The following is an 18,283-nucleotide window of genomic DNA, read 5'->3' as shown; positions in this document are numbered from 1 at the left end:
CATCCGGCTGGCACCGCAAGGATCGCGGTGCCGCTGTCACTGTCCTTCGTACCAGCCCCTGTCCGTCACTGTCGCCTGCAGGGACACATCCCAGCTCGCCAGTTCCAGCCTGTCCACTTTCTGGCATTCGTGCGCCAGGCCCAGCAGGGTCGGCTTGCGCCATTGCCGGCGGCGAGACAGATAGGCCAGGCTCCGGTCGTAGAAGCCCGCGCCCATTCCCAGGCGTCCACCGTATTCATCGAAGCCCACCAGCGGCAGCATGACCAGGTCCAGTGCCCAGACCTTGCGCTGCTGCGCAGGATTGGCGCGTGGCTCGAGGATACGGAAACGATTCTTCCTGAGCCTTTCCCCCGGGAGCAGGCGCTGGAACACCATCTTTTCCCGCGGCCAGGCATTGAGCACCGGCAGGTAGGCCTGCTTGCCCCGGCGTTGCGCTTCGCGCAGCAGCGGGCGCGGGTCGATCTCGCCATTGGTGGGCAGGTAGAGCGCGACGTGCCTGGCGCGGCGGAACATGGGGTCCTGCGCCAGCTGGCGGTAGAGGGCCTTGGCGGCGTGCTTCTGCTGGAGAGGGGTGAGTGCGCGGCGGGCCTGGCGGAGCAGGCGGCGCAGACTCTGGCGGGAGTGGGATCCGGCGCAGATCATGAAGAAAGTAGACTCCCCGGTTGTGCCGCTGTCGGGTAAGCCCTTGAACCCTAAAGTTCAAGGTGGAGGTTGCAGGAGGCGTTAAGGCTTTCCGTCAGGCGGACATGCACACCGGCCCCAACTTGCAACCCCCGTGGTTGCATTTATCGGCTCAGGGACGTCACCGACTGGCCAACACACCAGGGAGCTGGTCGCGAGTATACCCCAAGAACCGCTTTGGAAACTGCTGCGCGTCGGTCCGGATGAATCGAGTCGGCCGTTGTGCATCATTTTGTCGCTGCGCGTGTCAGGCCCGTTGGCTATCCGGGTCGGTGGCCAGGGCGTGGTCGACGCGCTCCAGCAGGTCACGCACCCGCTCGCGGGTGGACGTGGCTTCCTGATCCAGGCGCTGCTGCTTGTGCAGCAGATCGTGGGTGATGTTCAAGGCGGCCATCACGGCGATGCGGTCGGCGCCTATGACTTTCCCGCTGGAACGGATCTCCCGCATCTTGCCGTCCAGGTAGCGGGCGGCGCTTTCCAGGTTGGCGCGTTCGTCGGCAGGGCAGGCGATGCAGTATTCCTTATCGAGGATTTGGACGGTAACGGTGTTGGACTGGGTCATGAATCCTGCTCCAGGGCTTTCAGGCGCGAAATCATCGCTTCGACCTTGAGCCGGGCCATTTCGTTCTTTTCGATCAGATGAGCGCGTTCTTCGCGCCAGGCCTTCTCGCTGGCAAGCAGGAGCCGGTTCTGGGCCTTGAGCTGCTCGACACGCTGGATCAGAAGCTCCAGCTTGGCTGTCAGTGCATGCAGTTCGGCATCTTCCATGGGCTATCTACTTGATGGGGAGTGACCGGGACTATATAGGACCGACGCGGGAAAGGGTCAAACCCGCAGGCGTCGGCGCGATTCTCTGCGCGCCCGTGGGTGGGGGCTGGCGGCCGGGCTGCGGATGCTGCCTTCAACGCGCCAGACTGCTAGGATACGAGGCCGTCATTCTAGTGATTGCGCCCTCTGGCGCCTAGCCACCCTTATGTCCAGTTCGAATTCTCCCTATAACGCCTTCGCCGCACTCCTCGCCTCCACCGGCCAGCCGGTATCCCCTGCCGAATTGCACGGCATGCTTCTCGGCCGCAGCTGCGCCGGTGCCGGCTTCGAGCCCGAACCCTGGCTGGAGGATGCCGCCGAACTGCTCGGCGCCGCCCCGCAGGACAGCCTGCGCCAGGCCCTGGTCGGCCTGCAGGAAATGGTCAAGGGCGAGCTGACCGGCAGCGACATGGCCGTGGTCCTGCTGCTGCCCGGTGACGAGGCTCCGCTGGCCGAACGCGCCGCTGCCCTCGGCCAGTGGTGCCAGGGCTTCCTCGGCGGCTTCGGCCTGACCGCCCGCGAGGGCGCGCTGTCCGGCGAAGCGGTTGAGGTGCTGCAGGACCTCGCCTCCATCGCCCAGGTGCAGAGCGCCCTGGAGGATTCCGACGACGGCGAGAGCGACTACATGGAAGTCATGGAGTACCTGCGCGTCGCCCCCCTGTTGCTGTTCGCCGAGTGCGCCAAGCCCGCCGCGCCGGCCGCCAAACCCTCGTTGCATTGAACCCGAGTGGCGGGCCCCGTACCCGCCCTGAAGGAGCGCGCATGACCCGTATCCCCAAGGCCGAGTACGCCCGCCGGCGCAAGGCGCTGATGGCGCAGATGGAAGCCAACAGCATCGCCATCCTGCCCGCCGCGCCGGTGCATATCCGCAATCGCGACGTCGAGCACGTCTACCGCCAGGACAGCGATTTCCAGTACCTCAGCGGCTTCCCCGAGCCGGAAGCGGTGCTGGTGCTGATCCCCGGCCGCGAGCACGGCGAGTACGTGCTGTTCTGCCGCGAGCGCGATCCGGAGCGTGAACTCTGGGACGGCCTGCGCGCCGGCCAGGACGGCGCCATCAGCGAATACGGCGCCGACGACGCCTTCCCCATCGGCGATATCGACGACATCCTGCCCGGCCTGATCGAAGGGCGCAGCCGCGTCTATTACTCCATCGGCACCAACACCGAGTTCGACCAGCACCTGATGGAATGGATCAACGTGATCCGTTCCAAGGCGCGCCAGGGCGCCCAGCCGCCCAAGGAGTTCGTCGCCCTCGACCACCTGCTGCACGACATGCGCCTGTACAAGTCGGCGGCGGAAGTGAAGGTCATGCGCGAGGCCGCCGAGGTCTCCGCTCGCGCCCACGTGCGCGCCATGCAGGCCTCACGCGCCGGTCTGTACGAGTACCACCTGGAAGCCGAGCTGGAATACGAATTCCGCAAGGGCGGGGCGAAGATGCCGGCCTACGGCTCCATCGTCGCCGCCGGCAAGAACGCCTGCATCCTGCACTACCGGGAGAACGACGCCCTGCTGAAGGACGGCGACCTGGTGCTGATCGACGCCGCCTGCGAGCTGGACTGCTACGCCAGCGACATCACCCGCACCTTCCCGGTCAGCGGCCGCTTCAGCCCCGAGCAGAAGGCCATCTACGAACTGGTGCTGAAATCCCAGGAAGCCGCCTTCCTGCAGATCGCCCCCGGCAAGCACTGGAACGAAGCCCACGAAGCCACCGTGCAGGTCATCACCGCCGGTCTGGTGGACCTCGGCCTGCTCAAGGGCGAGGTCGACGAGCTGATCGCCTCCGAGGCCTACAAGGCATTCTACATGCACCGTGCCGGCCACTGGCTGGGCATGGACGTGCACGACGTCGGCGAATACAAGGTCGGCGGCGAGTGGCGCGTGCTGGAGCCGGGGATGGCCATGACCGTCGAGCCGGGTATCTACATCGGCGCCGACAACCAGGACGTGCCGAAGAAGTGGCGCGGCATCGGCGTGCGCATCGAGGACGACGTGGTAGTGACAAAGGCCGGCTGCGAAATCCTCACCGGCGGCGTGCCCAAGTCGGTGGACGAGATCGAGGCGCTGATGGCCGCCGCGCGTACCCGGGCCGCCTGACATGCACCACAGCCAAGTCGCGATCATCGGCGGGGGCCTGGTGGGCGCCAGCCTCGCCCTGGCGCTGCAGGAGGGTGCCCGGGCGCGGGGCTGGAAGATCGTCCTGATCGAACCCTTCGCCCCCGGCGACAGCTTCCAGCCAAGCTACGATGCCCGCTCTTCCGCGCTGTCCTTCGGCAGCCGGAGGATCTACGAACGCCTCGGCCTCTGGCAGGCCATCGCCCAGCGCGCCGAGCCCATCCTGCAGATCCACGTCTCCGACCGCGGGCGCTTCGGCGCCACCCGCCTCGCCGCCCTGGAAGAGGGTGTTCCGGCGCTGGGCTACGTGGTGGAGAACGCCTGGCTCGGCCAGTGCCTCTGGCAGGCCCTGGACGAAGAGGTGGTGACCTGGCACTGCCCGGCCGAAGTGGTCGGCATGCAGGCGCTGGAAGGCGGCTATCGCCTGACGCTCAATGACGAGACCCAGCTCGACTGCGACCTCGCGGTGCTGGCCGACGGCGGCCGCTCCGGCCTGCGCGAACAGCTGGGTATCGGCGTGCACCGCACCGCCTACCGGCAGACCGCGCTGATCGCCAACGTCAGCCCGCTGGAAGCCCATCGCGGCCAGGCCTTCGAACGCTTCACCGATGATGGCCCCATGGCCCTGCTGCCGCTGCCGGAAAACCGCTGCGCGCTGGTCTGGAGCCGCCCCGGCAACGATGCCGAGCGCCTCGCCCGGCTCGACGAGCGCAGCTTCCTCGACGAGTTGCAGACCGCCTTCGGTTATCGCCTTGGCGCCTTCCAGCAGGTGGGCGCACGGCACCTCTACCCGCTGGAACTGGTGGAGGCCGAGGAACAGGTGCGTTCCAACCTGGTGGTGCTGGGCAACGCCGCCCACAGCCTGCACCCCATCGCCGGCCAGGGCTACAACCTGTCCCTGCGCGATGCCCAGGCCCTGGCGGAGGCGCTGCTGGCCAGCGACAAGACCCCGGGCGACTTCGCTACCCTGCAGGGCTACCTGCAGCGCCAGCGCCAGGACCAGAACCTCACGGTGGGATTCTCCGACCAGGTGACCCGCCTTTTCTCCAACGCCGAGCCGCTGCTGGCCGCCGGACGCAACCTGGGCCTGCTCGGCCTCGACCTGCTGCCGCCGGCCAAGCGCTGGTTCGCCCGCCAGGCCATGGGCCTGGGCACCCGTCCGGACTGAGCGGACGTGCCCAACGCGGACACACAGGGAGCCTCAAGGCCTGATATGGAACTGCGCGCGGATCTGATCATCGTGGGCGCCGGCATGGTCGGCAGTGCCCTGGCCCTGGCGCTCAAGGATAGCGGTCTGGATATCCTGCTGATCGACGGCAGCCCGCTCAGCGTCAAACCCTTCGACCCGGCATCGGCCTTCGAGCCGCGGGTCAGTGCCCTGTCCGTTGCCAGCCAACGCATCCTCGAACGCCTCGGCGCCTGGCCCGGCATCGCCGCGCGGCGCAGCAGCCCCTATGGCGACATGCATGTCTGGGACGGTTCCGGCACCGGGCAGATCCACTTCTCCGCGGCCAGCGTGCACGCCGAGGCGCTCGGCCATATCGTCGAGAATCGCGTGGTCCAGGACGCCCTGCTGGAACCCCTGCACGACAGCGATATCGGCCTGCTGCCGGGAGCGCGCCTGGAGCGCCTGCGCCGTTCCGGCGACGACTGGCTGCTGACCCTGGTGGACGGCCGCGAGCTGCGCACCCCCCTGGTGGTGGCCGCCGACGGCGCCAACTCCGCGGTGCGTCGCCTGGCCGGCTGCGCCACCCGCGAATGGGATTACCTGCACCACGCCATCGTCACCAGCGTGCGTTGCGCCGAGCCGCACCAGCGCACCGCCTGGCAGCGCTTCACCGATGACGGCCCGCTGGCCTTCCTGCCGCTTTCGCGGGACGGCGAGCACTGGTGCTCCATCGTCTGGTCGGTGACCCCGGCCGAGGCCGGGCGCCTGATGGCCCTGGACGACACCGTCTTCTGCAGCGAGCTCGGGCGCGCCTTCGAGTGGCGCCTGGGCGAGGTGCTCGGCGCCGACCCGCGCCTGTGCATCCCGCTGCGCCAACGCCACGCCAAGCGCTATGTGGAAGAGGGGCTGGCGCTGATCGGCGATGCGGCCCACAGCATCCACCCGCTGGCGGGGCAGGGGGTCAATCTCGGATTCCTCGATGCGGCGGTGCTCGCCGAAGTGCTGTTGCATGCCGTCGGCCGCGGCGAGCGCCTGGCCGACGAGCGCGTGCTGAGCCGTTTCGAGCGCCGGCGCATGCCCCACAACCTGGCGATGATGGCGGCGATGGAAGGCTTCGAGCGGCTGTTCCAGGCCAATCCGCTGCCCCTGCGCTGGTTGCGCAACACTGGCCTGAAATGGGTCGACGGCATGCCCGAGGCCAAGGCGCTGTTCGTGCGCAGGGCCCTGGGGCTATCGGGAGACCTGCCGAATCTCGCCCAGGCCTGATCGCGCCTTGTGCGCGAACGCTTCCCTCTCCATCCGGGGAGGGGAGTGCGGAATACACACCCCGACATAAAAACCGCTACAGCTCGCAACTGATGTTGACTATCATTCAGCCTTCGTCTTCATCAAGAGGCTCCAGCAATGCGGGTACGTCAGTCCCTTTTCGCGCTCCTTGCGCTGTCCGCCGCTGCTACTTCGGTGCAGGCCGCCGATGAAGTGGTGGTCTACTCCTCACGGATCGACGAGCTGATCAAGCCGGTGTTCGACGCCTACACCGCCAAGACAGGCGTGCAGATCAAGTTCATCACCGACAAGGAAGCCCCGCTGATGCAGCGGATCAAGGCGGAGGGCGAGAACGGCGTGGCCGACCTGCTGCTCACCGTGGATGCCGGCAACCTCTGGCAGGCCGAGCAGATGGGCATCCTGCAGCCCTTCACCTCGCCTGTGATCGACGCCAACATCCTGCCCCAGTACCGCGCCAGCAGCCATGCCTGGACCGGCCTGTCGCTGCGCGCGCGCACCATCGTCTACTCCACCGAGCGGGTGAAGCCGGAAGAGCTTTCCACCTACGAGGCCCTGGCCGACAAGAACTGGGAAGGCCGCCTGTGCCTGCGTACCGCGAAGAAGGTCTACAACCAGTCGCTGACCGCTACCCTGATCGAGACCCATGGCGCGGCCAAGACCGAGGAAGTCCTCAAGGGCTGGGTGAACAACCTGGCCACCGACGTGTTCGCCGACGACAACGCGGTGATCCAGGCGGTGGATGCTGGCCAGTGCGACGTCGGTATCGTCAACACCTACTACTTCGGGCGCCTGCACAAGGAAAATCCGAACCTGCGGGTGAAGATCTTCTGGCCGAACCAGGCTGACCGCGGCGTGCACGTGAACCTCTCGGGTATCGGCCTGACCAGGCACGCGCCGCACCCCGAGGCCGCCAAGGCCCTGGTGGAGTGGATGACCACCGACGAAGCCCAGAGCCTGTTCGCCGACATCAACCAGGAGTTCCCGGCCAATCCCAAGGTCAAGCCGTCCGCCGAGGTGGCCGCCTGGGGCAGCTTCAAGGCCGACACTATCCCGGTTGAAGTGGCGGGCAAGCGCCAGGCCGAAGCCATCAGGATGATGGACCGGGTCGGCTGGAACTGACCGAAGCTGAAGCCTGAAGCGGGAAGCCGGAAGCGAAACGCGGCTTCAAGCTTTCCGCTTCAGGCTTTAAGCTTCCCCGCTTCCAGCTCCCCTCGAGGTTTCGCGTGTCCCATCCCGCCCAGCGTCGCTGGTACCCCATCAGCTTTGCCGTCGCCGTCCTGGTCCTGTTGCCCCTGAGTGTCCTGCTGCTGTCCTGGGGCGAGGTGGATGGCGAGATCTGGTCCCACCTCTGGGAAACCCAGATGCCGCGCCTGCTGGGCAATACCCTGGTGCTGGTGGCCGGCGTGTCGGTGGGGGTGACCCTGATCGGCGTCAGCCTGGCCTGGCTCACCAGCCTCTGCGAGTTCCCCGGCCGGCGCTGGCTGGACTGGGCGCTGATGCTGCCCTTCGCCGTGCCGGCCTATGTGTTGGCCTTCGTCTTCATCGGCCTGTTCGACTTTTCCGGGCCGGTGCAGACCCTGCTGCGCGAGTGGTTCGGCAGCGGCCTGCGGCTGCCGCGGGTGCGCTCCACCGGCGGGGTGATCCTGGTGCTGGTGCTGGTCTTCTACCCCTACGTCTACCTGCTGGCCCGCGCCGCCTTCCTGGCCCAGGGCAAGGGGCTGATGGAGGCCGCCCGGGTACTCGGCCAGTCACCCTGGCAGGCGTTCTGGCACGTCGCCCTGCCCATGGCGCGGCCAGCCATCGGCGCCGGCCTGGCCCTGGCGGTCATGGAAACCCTGGCCGACTTCGGCGCCGTGGCGGTGTTCAACTTCGATACCTTCACCACCGCCATCTACAAGACCTGGTACGGCTTCTTCAGCCTCTCCAGCGCCGCCCAGCTGGCCAGCCTGCTGCTGCTCGGTGTCTGCCTGGTGCTCTATGGCGAGCGCCGCGCCCGTGGCGCAGGCCGCCCGGCCAGCGAGCGGCCACGGGGCAAGGCGCTCTATCACCTGAACGGCATCAAGGCCCTGGCGGCCACCTGCTGGTGCTCCCTGGTGTTCGCCTGCGCCTTCGTCATTCCCATGCTGCAGCTCCTGGCGTGGTTCTGGCTGCGCGGGCGCTTCGACCTCGACGAGCGTTATGCCGGGCTGATCCTGCATACCCTCTACCTCGGCGGCATGGCCGCGCTGCTCACCGTCTGCGTGGCGCTGCTGCTGGCCTTCGCCCGGCGCCTGGCGCCGACCCGCCCGGTGCGCGCGGCCGTCGGAATGGCCAACCTCGGCTACGCGCTGCCGGGCTCGGTGCTGGCGGTGTCCATCATGCTCGCCTTCAGCTATCTCGACAGCCAGATGGTGATCCCGCTGTCCAACTGGCTCGGCGGCGCCGGCAAGCCGCTGCTGCTGGGCAGCCTCGGCGCACTGCTGCTGGCTTACCTGGTGCGTTTCATGGCGGTGGCCTACGGGCCCCTGGAGAACGGCCTGGCGCGTATCCGTCCGTCGTTGCCGGAGGCTTCCCGCAGCCTCGGAGTGGGCGGGCCGGCGCTGTTCTTCCGGGTCTACCTGCCGTTGCTGGTGCCCGGCACCCTGAGTGCCGCGCTGCTGGTGTTCGTCGACGTGCTCAAGGAAATGCCCGCCACCCTGCTGATGCGTCCCTTCGGCTGGGACACCCTGGCCGTGCGCATCTTCGAAATGACCAGCGAGGGCGAATGGGCCCGCGCTTCGCTGCCCGCCCTGACCCTGGTGCTGGTCGGCCTGTTGCCGGTGATCGGCCTGATACGCCGTTCGGCAAGACGGATCGGCCACTGAGGGCGCCCCCGGGAATGCCCGCGAGCGTGGCGGCATAAGGCACAAGGCCATCTCACCCCCCTTGAGGCGCCCTTTCGGCCGTCCGCCTGCTGGAGTGTCCAGGGGTCGACCTAGCGGCTACAATGCGCGCCATTCGTTGCGGCCCACCCCGCCGCGGCAGCGGATGATCCCGCGCCCAAGGCCCGCCGCACTTCGCCAATCCCGGAAGGAGAAACCCATGGGACAGCGCACTCCATTGCATGACCAGCATGTGGCCCTGGGAGCCAAGATGGTCGATTTCGGCGGTTGGGACATGCCGCTGCACTACGGCTCCCAGGTCGAGGAGCACCACCAGGTGCGCCGCGACTGCGGTGTCTTCGATGTCTCCCACATGACAGTGGTGGACGTCGCGGGCAATCAGGCCAAGGCCTGGCTCCAGCATCTGCTGGCCAACGACGTCGAGCGCCTGCAGACCCCCGGCAAGGCCCTCTACAGCGCCATGCTCAATGAGCGGGGCGGGGTGATCGACGACCTGATCGTCTACCTCACCGCCGGCGGTTATCGCCTGGTGGTCAACGCCGCCACCCGCGAGAAGGACCTGGCCTGGATGCAAGCGCGCAGCCAGGGTTACGACGTCCAGCTGAGCCAGCGTGCCGACCTGGCGATCCTCGCCATCCAGGGCCCCAGCGCCCGTACCCGGGTGGCCGAGCTGCTGAGCACCGAGCGCGCCGCGCTGATCCACGAACTCAAGCCCTTCCAGGGCCTGCCCGATGACGACTGGTTCATCGCTCGCACCGGCTACACCGGTGAGGACGGCCTGGAGATCATGCTACCTGCCGAACAGGTGGCCGGTTTCTTCAGCGAACTGGTGGGCGCCGGCATCGCCCCCATCGGCCTCGGCGCCCGCGACACCCTGCGCCTGGAAGCCGGGATGAACCTCTACGGCCAGGACATGACCGAGGAGGTTTCCCCGCTGGTCTCCAACATGGCCTGGACCATCGCCTGGGAACCCGAGTCCCGCGACTTCATCGGCCGCCAGGCCCTGGAAGCCGAACGCGCCGCGGGCCCCGCCAGCAAGCTGGTCGGCCTGGTCCTGGAAGAGCGCGGCGTGCTGCGCGCCCACCAGGTGGTGCGGGTAGAGGGCGTGGGCGAGGGCGAGATCACCAGCGGCAGCTTCTCCCCGACCCTGAACAAATCCATCGCCATGGCGCGGCTGCCGATGGCCACCGGTGAGCGCGCGGAAGTGGAAATCCGCGGCAAGTGGTTCCCGGTGCGCGTCGTGCGGCCGAACTTCGTGCGCAATGGCAAAGCCTTGATCTAAATTTGCAGGCGGGCCATCCGCCACAGTCTCTGAGGAACTCGACATGAGCAACATCCCCGCTGAACTGCGTTACGCCCCCAGCCACGAGTGGGCCCGTCTGGAAGCCGATGGCACCGTCACCGTGGGCATCACCGACCATGCCCAGGAAGCCCTGGGCGACGTGGTCTTCGTCGAACTGCCGGAAGTCGGCAAGACCCTGGCCGCCGGTCAGGAAGCCGGCGTGGTGGAGTCGGTGAAGGCCGCTTCCGACATCTACGCGCCGATCGGCGGCGAAGTGATCGCCGTGAACGATGCCCTCAGCGATGCCCCCGAGAGCGTCAACAGCGACCCCTACGGCTCCTGGTTCTTCAAGCTCAAGCCGAACGACGCCGGCGAGCTGGACAAGCTGCTCGATGCCGCCGCCTACAAGGCAGCCGCCGACGCCGATAGCTGATTCTCCCGCTATCCTTGCAAAAAGCCTCGCTAGTCGAGGCTTTTTGCTTTTCACAAGAGGCGAAACGAGGTCCTGCCCATGTCCCAGATGCCCTCGCTGTCCCAGCTCCAACTGCCCGACGCCTTCCTCCGCCGCCACCTGGGGCCGGATGAGGCCGAACAGCGGGCCATGCTCGAGGCCCTGGGCCTCACCAGCCTCGATGAGCTGATCGTACAGACGGTGCCGCCGGCGATCCGCCTCAATCAGCCCCTGGAGCTGCCGCCGGCGCTGGACGAGCAGCAGGCCCTGGCCAAGCTGCGTGGCTACGCCGAGCAGAACCAGCTATGGACCAGCCTGATCGGCATGGGCTACTACGGCACCATCACGCCCACCGTGATATTGCGCAACGTGCTGGAAAGCCCGGGCTGGTACACCGCCTACACGCCCTATCAGCCGGAGATCGCCCAGGGCCGGCTGGAGGCCCTGCTGAACTTCCAGCAACTGACCATCGACCTCACCGGCCTCGATCTCGCCAGCGCATCCCTGCTGGACGAGGCTACCGCCGCCGCCGAGGCCATGGCCCTGGCCAAGCGGGTGGCCAAGTCGAAGAGCAACCTGTTCTTCGTCGACGAAGACTGCCACCCGCAGACCATCTCGGTGGTGCAGACCCGCGCCCAGGCCTTCGGCTTCGACCTGGTGGTGGCCCCTGTGGATAACCTGACGCAGCACGAAGTGTTCGGCGCCCTGTTGCAGTACCCCGATACCCACGGCGAGATCCGCGACCTGCGACCCCTGATCGAGCACCTGCATGGTCAGCAGGCCCTGGCCTGCGTCGGCGCCGACCTGCTCAGCCTGCTGCTGCTCACTCCGCCCGGCGAGCTGGGGGCGGACGTGGCCTTCGGTTCGGCCCAGCGCTTCGGCGTGCCCATGGGCTACGGCGGGCCCCACGCGGCCTTCTTCGCCACCCGCGACGAATTCAAGCGCGCCATGCCCGGGCGGATCATCGGCGTGTCCAAGGACGCCCGCGGCAACGTCGCCCTGCGCATGGCCCTGCAGACCCGCGAGCAGCACATTCGCCGCGAGAAGGCCAACTCCAACATCTGCACGGCCCAGGTGCTGCTGGCCAATATCGCCAGCTGCTACGCCGTCTACCACGGCCCCGAGGGCCTCAAGCGCATCGCCCAGCGCGTCCACCGGCTCACCGCCATCCTGGCCGAAGGCCTGGCGCGCCGCGGCATCCAGCGTGACAACCAGTATTTCTTCGACACCCTGACCCTGGATGTGGGCGGCAGCCAGACCGCCGTGATCGAGTCGGCCAACGCCGCGCGCATCAACCTGCGCATTCTCGGCCGCGGCAAGCTGGGGGTCAGTCTCGACGAGACCTGCACGGCGGACACCGTGGAGCAACTGTTCGGCATTTTCCTCGGTGCCGACCATGGCCTGTCCGTCGCCGAGCTGGACGAAAGCGTGATCATCGGCGGCATCCCGGCCGATCTCGCGCGCAGCAGCGGCTACCTCGACCACCCGGTGTTCAATGCCCACCACAGTGAGACCGAGATGCTGCGCTACCTCAAGCAGCTGGAGAACAAGGACCTGGCGCTGAACCAGGCGATGATCCCGCTGGGCTCCTGCACCATGAAGCTCAACGCCACCAGCGAGATGATCCCCATCACCTGGCCGGAATTCGCCAACCTGCACCCCTTCGTGCCGCGGACGCAGGCCCTGGGCTACAAGCTGATGATCGACGAGCTGGAGGCCTGGCTCTGCGCCATCACCGGCTTCGATGCCATCTGCATGCAGCCCAACTCCGGCGCCCAGGGCGAGTACGCCGGACTGCTGGCCATCCGCCGCTATCACGAGAGTCGCGGGGAGGGGCACCGCAATATCTGCCTGATCCCGGCCTCGGCCCACGGCACCAACCCGGCCTCGGCGCAGATGGCGAGCTTGCGCGTGGTGATAGTCGAGTGCGACCAGGACGGTAACGTCGACCTCGAGGACCTCAAGCGCAAGGCCGCCGAGGCCGGCGGCCAGCTGGCCTGCCTGATGGCCACCTACCCCTCCACCCACGGGGTCTACGAGGAGGGCATCCGTGAGATCTGCGAGGTTATCCACAGCAATGGCGGCCAGGTCTACATGGACGGCGCCAACCTCAATGCCCAGGTCGGCCTGGCGCGACCGGCGGACATCGGCGCCGACGTCTCCCACATGAACCTGCACAAGACCTTCTGCATCCCCCATGGTGGCGGTGGGCCGGGCATGGGGCCGATCGGTGTGCGCGCGCACCTGGCACCCTTCGTCGCCAATCACCCGGTGATCGAGCTCAAGGGGCCCAACCCGGAGAACGGCGCGGTCAGCGCGGCGCCCTGGGGCAGTGCCAGCATCCTGCCGATCAGCTGGATGTACATCGCCATGATGGGGCCGGAGCTGGCCGACGCCACCGAAGTCGCCATCCTCAATGCCAACTACCTGGCCCGGCAGCTGGGCGATGCCTACCCGGTGCTCTACAGCGGGCGCAACGGCCACGTGGCCCACGAGTGCATCTTCGACCTGCGCCCGCTCAAGGCGGAAACCGGTATCACCGAGGAAGACGTGGCCAAGCGTCTGATGGACTACGGCTTCCATGCGCCGACCATGAGCTTCCCGGTGCCGGGCACCCTGATGGTCGAGCCCACCGAGAGCGAGAACAAGCACGAGCTGGACCGCTTCATCGAAGCGATGCTGAGCATTCGCGCGGAGATCGCCAAGGTCCAGGCGGGCGACTGGCCGGCGGAGGACAACCCGCTGAAACGCGCGCCGCACACGCTCGCCGACGTGATCGGCCACTGGGAGCGGCCCTACAGTATCGAGGAGGCCGTTACTCCCTCGCCCCATACCCGCGCCCACAAGTACTGGCCGACGGTGAACCGGGTGGACAACGTCTACGGCGACCGCAATCTGTTCTGCGCCTGCGTGCCGGTGGAGGATTATCGGGAGTAGGTAAGCGCGATCTGTAGGGGCGAATTCATTTGAACTTGGGAAACCACGTCCTTGGGGCGTGGCCATGAGTCAGCGGCTTTGCCTGTGACGATTCGAATGTCCGGACTAGCAGGATGAAGCCGATGCGGTAGGGTGCGCCGTGCGCACCGGCGGTTTCAATCCCGGAATCGGTGCGCGCAGCGCACCCTAGGGTCCAGGCCAGGCGAAAGGGGGCGGTCTTGTGCACGGGGAGGATTCGCCCGCTTCCAAGGGGCCAGCGCAAGTCCACGTTCTACGAACGTGGATGTTTACTCGCCAAGGGCAACGAAGTTGCCCCGACGGGGTGTGGGCAAACCTGCGGTCTGCTTGGCGAATGAATTCGCCCCTACAGAAGAGGGCGCTCCGCGCGCGAGGGAAAGGCGGATAGCGAAAAAACGATGCCCCGCACGGCGAGGTCCTGCCGTGCGGGGTGCTTGGGGGGCTCACTCTTCCGTGGCCAGGATCGCGTTGGCCAGTTCGCTGTCGCTGGCCTTGAGGTCCGGATGCTCGCTGCGGATGCGTTGCAACGCCGCCTCAAGGTAGGGGCCGCGGATTTCGCCGCCACTGGCGACGAAGCTGCTGGCGTCGTCGCGGGCCGCAACTATCAGTTTGTCGTCCTTGAAGGTGAGGTAGGTGGACGCGGTAGTGGCGCCGGACGAGATGATATCGCGCCAGAAATCGCTGTCTGCCATGGCCGAGCCGAACGGCAGGGCGATCAGGGCGAAGGCGGCTGCATACAGACGAGTGCGCATAGGCTGGTACTCCGTTCTCGGGTGGGCCTGACATATCAGATTCGGCCGCCCAATCCCGAGTTCAACCTTACCGCCTGCCGGTCATGGTCGCTCGCCATCCCATCACTCCCGGCGCAGCACCGGGTCGTCCGGGTTCTGCTGTTCCAGCTCCGCCAGCAGTGCCTGGACCTTCTGGATCTGTCCTGCCTCGCGCCAGTAGCTGATCAGCGCCAGGCGTGCGTCGCGGTTCGCGGCGTCGCGTTCCAGCAATTCCTCCAGGCGATGGCATGCTGTTTCCAGCTGGCCGCTGTCATGCAGCGCCACGGCGTAGACATAGTCGTACTGGCTGTTCTTCGGCTCCAGCCGGACCGCCTCGGCGAAGGCCTTGAGCGCCGCCGACAGGTCGCCCTTGCGCACCAGCATCAGGCCGTTGGCATGCTGCAGCAGGGCCGACTGCGGGTGGTCCTTCAGCCCCTGCTCCAGCAGGGCGCGTCCTTCCTCCCAGCGGAAATTGCCATCCAGCCATTGCACCAGGGCGACCAGCGCCGGCAGGAAGTCCGGGTCGCGCTGCAGCGCGGCACGCAGGTGCGGCTCCACCGCCTCGGCGCGGCCGTTGGCCTGGTACAGCGCGGCCAGGTTGAGGTTGGCTTCGGCGCGCTCCTGCAGGCTGAGCTGCACGGCTTCGTATTCGGTGATGGCCTCGACCCAGCTCTTCTCATAGTTGCCGAGGCCCGTGGCGCGCATGCCCAGCAGTTCGTAGGCGGCGGCGATGCGCACGGCGCGCAACGGATCCTCCAGCAGCGGCGCCAGCAGGTTGCGGCGCTGCTCTGGCGGTACCAGGGCGGCCACCGCCTTGATCGCGGCTTCGCGCACCTGCGGCGCGGGATGGGCCAGGTCGCGCGCCGCGGCCTTGAGGGCGCGTTCGCTGGGGTAGCGCGGCAGCTCGGCCAGCAGGGTGGCGCGGCGGATCGCCGGCAGGCCCTGGGATTCCAGCTGCTGGAACAGCGCCCGCGAGGCGCCCGGCCGGCCATTGCGGATCAGCCACAGGCTCTCGTCATAGCGCGGTGTGGCGGGCTTGGCTTCGCCGTACCAGTGGCGGAACTGCTCGGCGATCCTGTCCCCCGGGCGGTCGCCGTGGCAGCCGAGACAGGCGTCCGAGGTGCCCAGGCGCAGGGCCCGGGCCGGGTTGGGCAGGGTGAAGCCGTGGTCGTGGCGGTAGTCGTTGACCATGAACAACTTGCCCGGCATGTGGCAGTCCACGCACTGCGAGCCGGCCTGCCCGGGGTTGTGGTGGTGGTGCGCGGGGGACTCGTAGTCCTTGGCCTTCAGCCCCTTGCCGTCGACGCCGGCGACGGCCGTCTTGCCGGAGGGATTGTGGCACTGCAGGCAGACGCCATTGCCCGGGGCCTTGAGCGCCGTGCTGTGAGGGTCGTGACAGTTGCTGCAGCGCACGCCCTTGGCGAACATCCGGCTCTGGGTGAAGGCGCCGTACTCGAACACCTCTTCCTTGATCTTGCCATCCAGCTCGTAGAGTTCGCGGGTCAGGGCGCTGGGCAGGTAGTCGTCCATCAGCCGCCGCTCATTGTGGTAACCGTCGCCCAGGGGCGCGCGACGGGAGTGGCAGCGGGCGCAGGTCTCCACGGCGGTGATCCGGTCCGCGCGGCCGAGATCGACGGCGAAGCCGGCATTGGCCGCGTCATTGCGTTTTTCCACCCACTCCAGGTGCCGCGAAGCCGGGCCGTGGCAGGCCTGGCAGCCCACTCCCAGGCTGTTCCAGTGGCTGGCGAAGGCGTTGCTGGCCGGGTCGAAATTGCGTTTGAAGCCGGTGGTGTGGCACTCCACGCACATGAAATTGGCGTTCTGCTGCGGCTGGCTCCAGTGCAGCGGGTCCTTGAAGTCGACGCCCTGGCCCGGATAGAGGTGGAACCAGGCGCGCCTGTCCACGTCCCAGGCGATGCCCAGGGCCTGCAGGCGACCGCCGGGGACCTCGATCAGGTACTGCTGCAGGGGCGCGATGCCGAAGGCGTAGGCTACGCGGAAGTCCGCCGGCCTGCCGTCGGCTCCCGGGGTGTTGACCCAGAAACCGCCGTCCTTGCGGAAGAAGCGGGTGGTTTCCTTCTCGTCGCTGAAGAGGGTGTCATTGAAATCCCCCAGCACGCTGGACTCGTTCGCTTCCTGCATGGCGAGCTGGTGGTGGCTGCCTTCCCAGGCCTTGGCTTGCGGGACGTGGCAGCCCGCGCACTGGGCTTCCTCCACCAGGCTGGCAGGAAGGGTGCTGGCGTCGGGCTGCGGCGCCTTGCCCGGCAGGCCGTCGCCGCCGCGCTCGAAGTACAGCCAGAGGCCCAGGCCGACCAGCAGCAGGAGGCCGGCCAGCACCGGGTATACGGGGTGTCGTGGCGGCTTGGCGGGGGGCGTTCCCGGGGCGATCTTCCGGTGTTTCGACATGCAGACATCCGCTGTTCTGGCGAGGGTGCTTCACAGTGGCGTGCAGGTTCCGTGAATGCCCCGGAGCCCGTCAAGGCTGCATGACGTTCCCCTTCACCGGCAGGGAAGGGCAGGGAACCGGCGCTACACCGGCTCCACCCTGAGCAGCACGCCGTCCCGGCCGATCACGCGGACCTGGCTGCCGGCGGGCAGGTCGGGGCCGCAAACCAGCCAGACCGAGTCGCCGGCGCGGATCTTGCCGCGCCCGCCGCTGATGGCTTCGTGCAGGGGGAACTGGCGGCCGATGAACTCCTGGCCGCGCTGGTTCAGGCCGGGCTGCTCGGAGGGGCGGGCGGCGCTGCGCTGGCGGCGCCACCAGTACACCGCGGTGAGGACCGAGAGCACGCCGAAGAGCAGGAACTGGATGGCCCAGTGCAGTTCCGGGGCGATGAAGGTGATGACGCCGACGCAGGCCGCGGCCACGCCTATCCACAGCAGGTAGCCGCCGGCGCCGAAGACTTCGAGGATCAGCAGCAGGGTGCCGAGGGCCAGCCAATCCCAGTAGGTCAGGTGCTGCAGGTAGTTCCACATGGCCTCAACCCTTCTTGGCGTCGAAGGTGGCGCGAACGATCTCGCCGATACCGCCCACGGCGCCGATCACCTGGCTGGCCTCCAGGGGCATCAGCACCACCTTGCTGTTGTTGGCGCTGGCCAGGTTGCCCAGGGCCTCGACGTACTTCTGCGCGACGAAGTAGTTCACCGCCTGCACATTGCCGCGGGCGATGGCCTCGGAAACCATGCGGGTCGCCTCGGCTTCGGCCTGGGCCGCGCGTTCGCGGGCTTCCGCTTCGAGGAAGGCGGCCTGGCGCTGGCCCTCGGCCTTGAGGATCTGCGCCTGCTTCTCGCCCTCGGCGGTGAGGATTTCCGCCTGGCGGCGGCCTTCGGCTTCGAGGATCTGCGCGCGTTTCAGGCGTTCGGCCTTCATCTGGCTGGCCATGGCTTCCACCAGGTCGGCCGGTGGGGTGATGTCCTTGATCTCGATGCGGGTGACCTTGATGCCCCAGGGCGCGGTGGCTTCGTCCACGGTGCGCAACAGGCGTTCGTTGATGGCGTCGCGCTGGCTGAGCATGGCGTCCAGCTCCATGGAACCGAGCACGGTGCGGATATTGGTCATCACCAGGTTGCGGATGGCGTGCTCCAGGTCGTTGACCTCGTAGGCCGCCTGGGCGGCATTGACCACCTGGAAGAAGCACACGGCGTCGATGGTGACGATGGCGTTGTCGGCGCTGATGGCTTCCTGCGGCGGGATGTCCAGCACGCTTTCCATGACGCTGAGCTTGCGGCCGATGCGGTCCATCACCGGCACTATGATGTTCAGGCCGGGCTTCAGGGTATTGGTGTAGCGGCCGAAGCGCTCCACCGTCCACTCGAACCCCTGGGGCACTACCTTGAAGCCCATGAAGACGATGGCGATCGCCAGGGCGACGAAGAGGATGACGACACTGCCGATTTCCATGGGGA

At 67.5% G+C, this 18,283-nt stretch carries 16 protein-coding genes and 1 other RNA gene; 9 read left to right on the top strand and 8 right to left on the bottom strand.

Features of this window, described 5'->3' with window-relative positions; all coding sequences use genetic code 11:
- Positions 1-36 precede the first annotated feature (36 nt).
- The 4 genes from ACFPU0_RS01995 to ACFPU0_RS01980 form a co-directional block, all read right to left on the bottom strand.
- On the bottom strand, positions 37-642 hold the full coding sequence (locus ACFPU0_RS01995; protein WP_377691113.1) for a 5-formyltetrahydrofolate cyclo-ligase: 606 nt from the start codon (positions 640-642) through the stop codon (positions 37-39).
- Between the two features lie 9 nt (positions 643-651).
- A non-coding RNA gene (gene ssrS, locus ACFPU0_RS01990) (6S RNA) lies at positions 652-831 on the bottom strand.
- Between the two features lie 97 nt (positions 832-928).
- Positions 929-1,243 carry a cell division protein ZapA gene (locus ACFPU0_RS01985; protein ID WP_377691112.1) on the bottom strand — a complete coding sequence of 105 codons (315 nt, stop codon included), beginning with the start codon at positions 1,241-1,243 and terminating at the stop codon, positions 929-931.
- Positions 1,240-1,449, bottom strand: a complete 210-nt coding sequence (locus ACFPU0_RS01980) for a TIGR02449 family protein (protein ID WP_028626819.1) — start codon at positions 1,447-1,449, stop codon at positions 1,240-1,242. Before ACFPU0_RS01980 ends, ACFPU0_RS01985 begins: the two co-directional genes overlap by 4 nt.
- A 205-nt stretch (positions 1,450-1,654) precedes the next feature.
- Between ACFPU0_RS01980 and ACFPU0_RS01975 the strand changes: the two genes are divergently transcribed.
- From ACFPU0_RS01975 to gcvP, 9 genes are all read left to right on the top strand, one after another.
- Positions 1,655-2,209, top strand: a complete 555-nt coding sequence (locus ACFPU0_RS01975; protein WP_377691111.1) for a YecA family protein — start codon at positions 1,655-1,657, stop codon at positions 2,207-2,209.
- Between the two features lie 41 nt (positions 2,210-2,250).
- Positions 2,251-3,585: a Xaa-Pro aminopeptidase gene (gene pepP / locus ACFPU0_RS01970; protein ID WP_377691110.1), complete on the top strand. Its 1,335-nt coding sequence runs from the start codon at positions 2,251-2,253 to the stop codon at positions 3,583-3,585.
- Between the two features lies 1 nt (position 3,586).
- On the top strand, positions 3,587-4,771 hold the full coding sequence (ubiH, locus tag ACFPU0_RS01965) for a 2-octaprenyl-6-methoxyphenyl hydroxylase (protein WP_377691109.1): 1,185 nt from the start codon (positions 3,587-3,589) through the stop codon (positions 4,769-4,771).
- A gap of 51 nt (positions 4,772-4,822) precedes the next feature.
- Positions 4,823-6,037 (top strand): 2-octaprenyl-3-methyl-6-methoxy-1,4-benzoquinol hydroxylase, encoded by a 1,215-nt coding sequence (locus ACFPU0_RS01960; protein ID WP_377691339.1) that lies wholly within the window; start codon positions 4,823-4,825, stop codon positions 6,035-6,037.
- A 138-nt stretch (positions 6,038-6,175) separates the two neighbouring features.
- Positions 6,176-7,177: an extracellular solute-binding protein gene (locus ACFPU0_RS01955; protein ID WP_377691108.1), complete on the top strand. Its 1,002-nt coding sequence runs from the start codon at positions 6,176-6,178 to the stop codon at positions 7,175-7,177.
- Between the two features lie 104 nt (positions 7,178-7,281).
- The gene (locus tag ACFPU0_RS01950; protein WP_377691107.1) at positions 7,282-8,901 is read left to right on the top strand and encodes an ABC transporter permease; all 1,620 of its coding nucleotides are present in this window, start codon (positions 7,282-7,284) and stop codon (positions 8,899-8,901) included.
- A 217-nt stretch (positions 8,902-9,118) separates the two neighbouring features.
- A complete protein-coding gene (gene gcvT, locus ACFPU0_RS01945; protein WP_377691106.1) occupies positions 9,119-10,201 on the top strand; it encodes a glycine cleavage system aminomethyltransferase GcvT in 1,083 nt (360 codons plus the stop codon).
- Positions 10,202-10,244: 43 nt separating this feature from the next.
- Positions 10,245-10,634, top strand: coding sequence for a glycine cleavage system protein GcvH (gcvH, locus tag ACFPU0_RS01940; RefSeq protein WP_377691105.1), 390 nt, complete (start codon positions 10,245-10,247; stop codon positions 10,632-10,634).
- Between the two features lie 78 nt (positions 10,635-10,712).
- Positions 10,713-13,589 carry an aminomethyl-transferring glycine dehydrogenase gene (gene gcvP, locus ACFPU0_RS01935; RefSeq protein WP_377691104.1) on the top strand — a complete coding sequence of 959 codons (2,877 nt, stop codon included), beginning with the start codon at positions 10,713-10,715 and terminating at the stop codon, positions 13,587-13,589.
- A 461-nt stretch (positions 13,590-14,050) separates the two neighbouring features.
- Here the strand turns inward: gcvP and ACFPU0_RS01930 are convergent, their stop codons facing one another.
- The 4 genes from ACFPU0_RS01930 to ACFPU0_RS01915 form a co-directional block, all read right to left on the bottom strand.
- Positions 14,051-14,359 carry a DUF2388 domain-containing protein gene (locus ACFPU0_RS01930; protein ID WP_377691103.1) on the bottom strand — a complete coding sequence of 103 codons (309 nt, stop codon included), beginning with the start codon at positions 14,357-14,359 and terminating at the stop codon, positions 14,051-14,053.
- Positions 14,360-14,461: 102 nt separating this feature from the next.
- The gene (locus tag ACFPU0_RS01925; RefSeq protein WP_377691102.1) at positions 14,462-16,783 is read right to left on the bottom strand and encodes a cytochrome c3 family protein; all 2,322 of its coding nucleotides are present in this window, start codon (positions 16,781-16,783) and stop codon (positions 14,462-14,464) included.
- A gap of 123 nt (positions 16,784-16,906) precedes the next feature.
- The gene (locus ACFPU0_RS01920; RefSeq protein WP_377691101.1) at positions 16,907-17,353 is read right to left on the bottom strand and encodes an NfeD family protein; all 447 of its coding nucleotides are present in this window, start codon (positions 17,351-17,353) and stop codon (positions 16,907-16,909) included.
- A gap of 4 nt (positions 17,354-17,357) precedes the next feature.
- The gene (locus tag ACFPU0_RS01915; protein WP_377691100.1) at positions 17,358-18,278 is read right to left on the bottom strand and encodes an SPFH domain-containing protein; all 921 of its coding nucleotides are present in this window, start codon (positions 18,276-18,278) and stop codon (positions 17,358-17,360) included.
- Positions 18,279-18,283 lie beyond the last annotated feature (5 nt).

The organism is Pseudomonas sp. GCM10022186 (genome assembly GCF_042656385.1).
Classification (GTDB): Bacteria; Pseudomonadota; Gammaproteobacteria; order Pseudomonadales; family Pseudomonadaceae; genus Metapseudomonas.
Note: the sequence above shows the minus strand (reverse complement) of the source record. Positions and strands in the feature narration are given on the sequence as shown.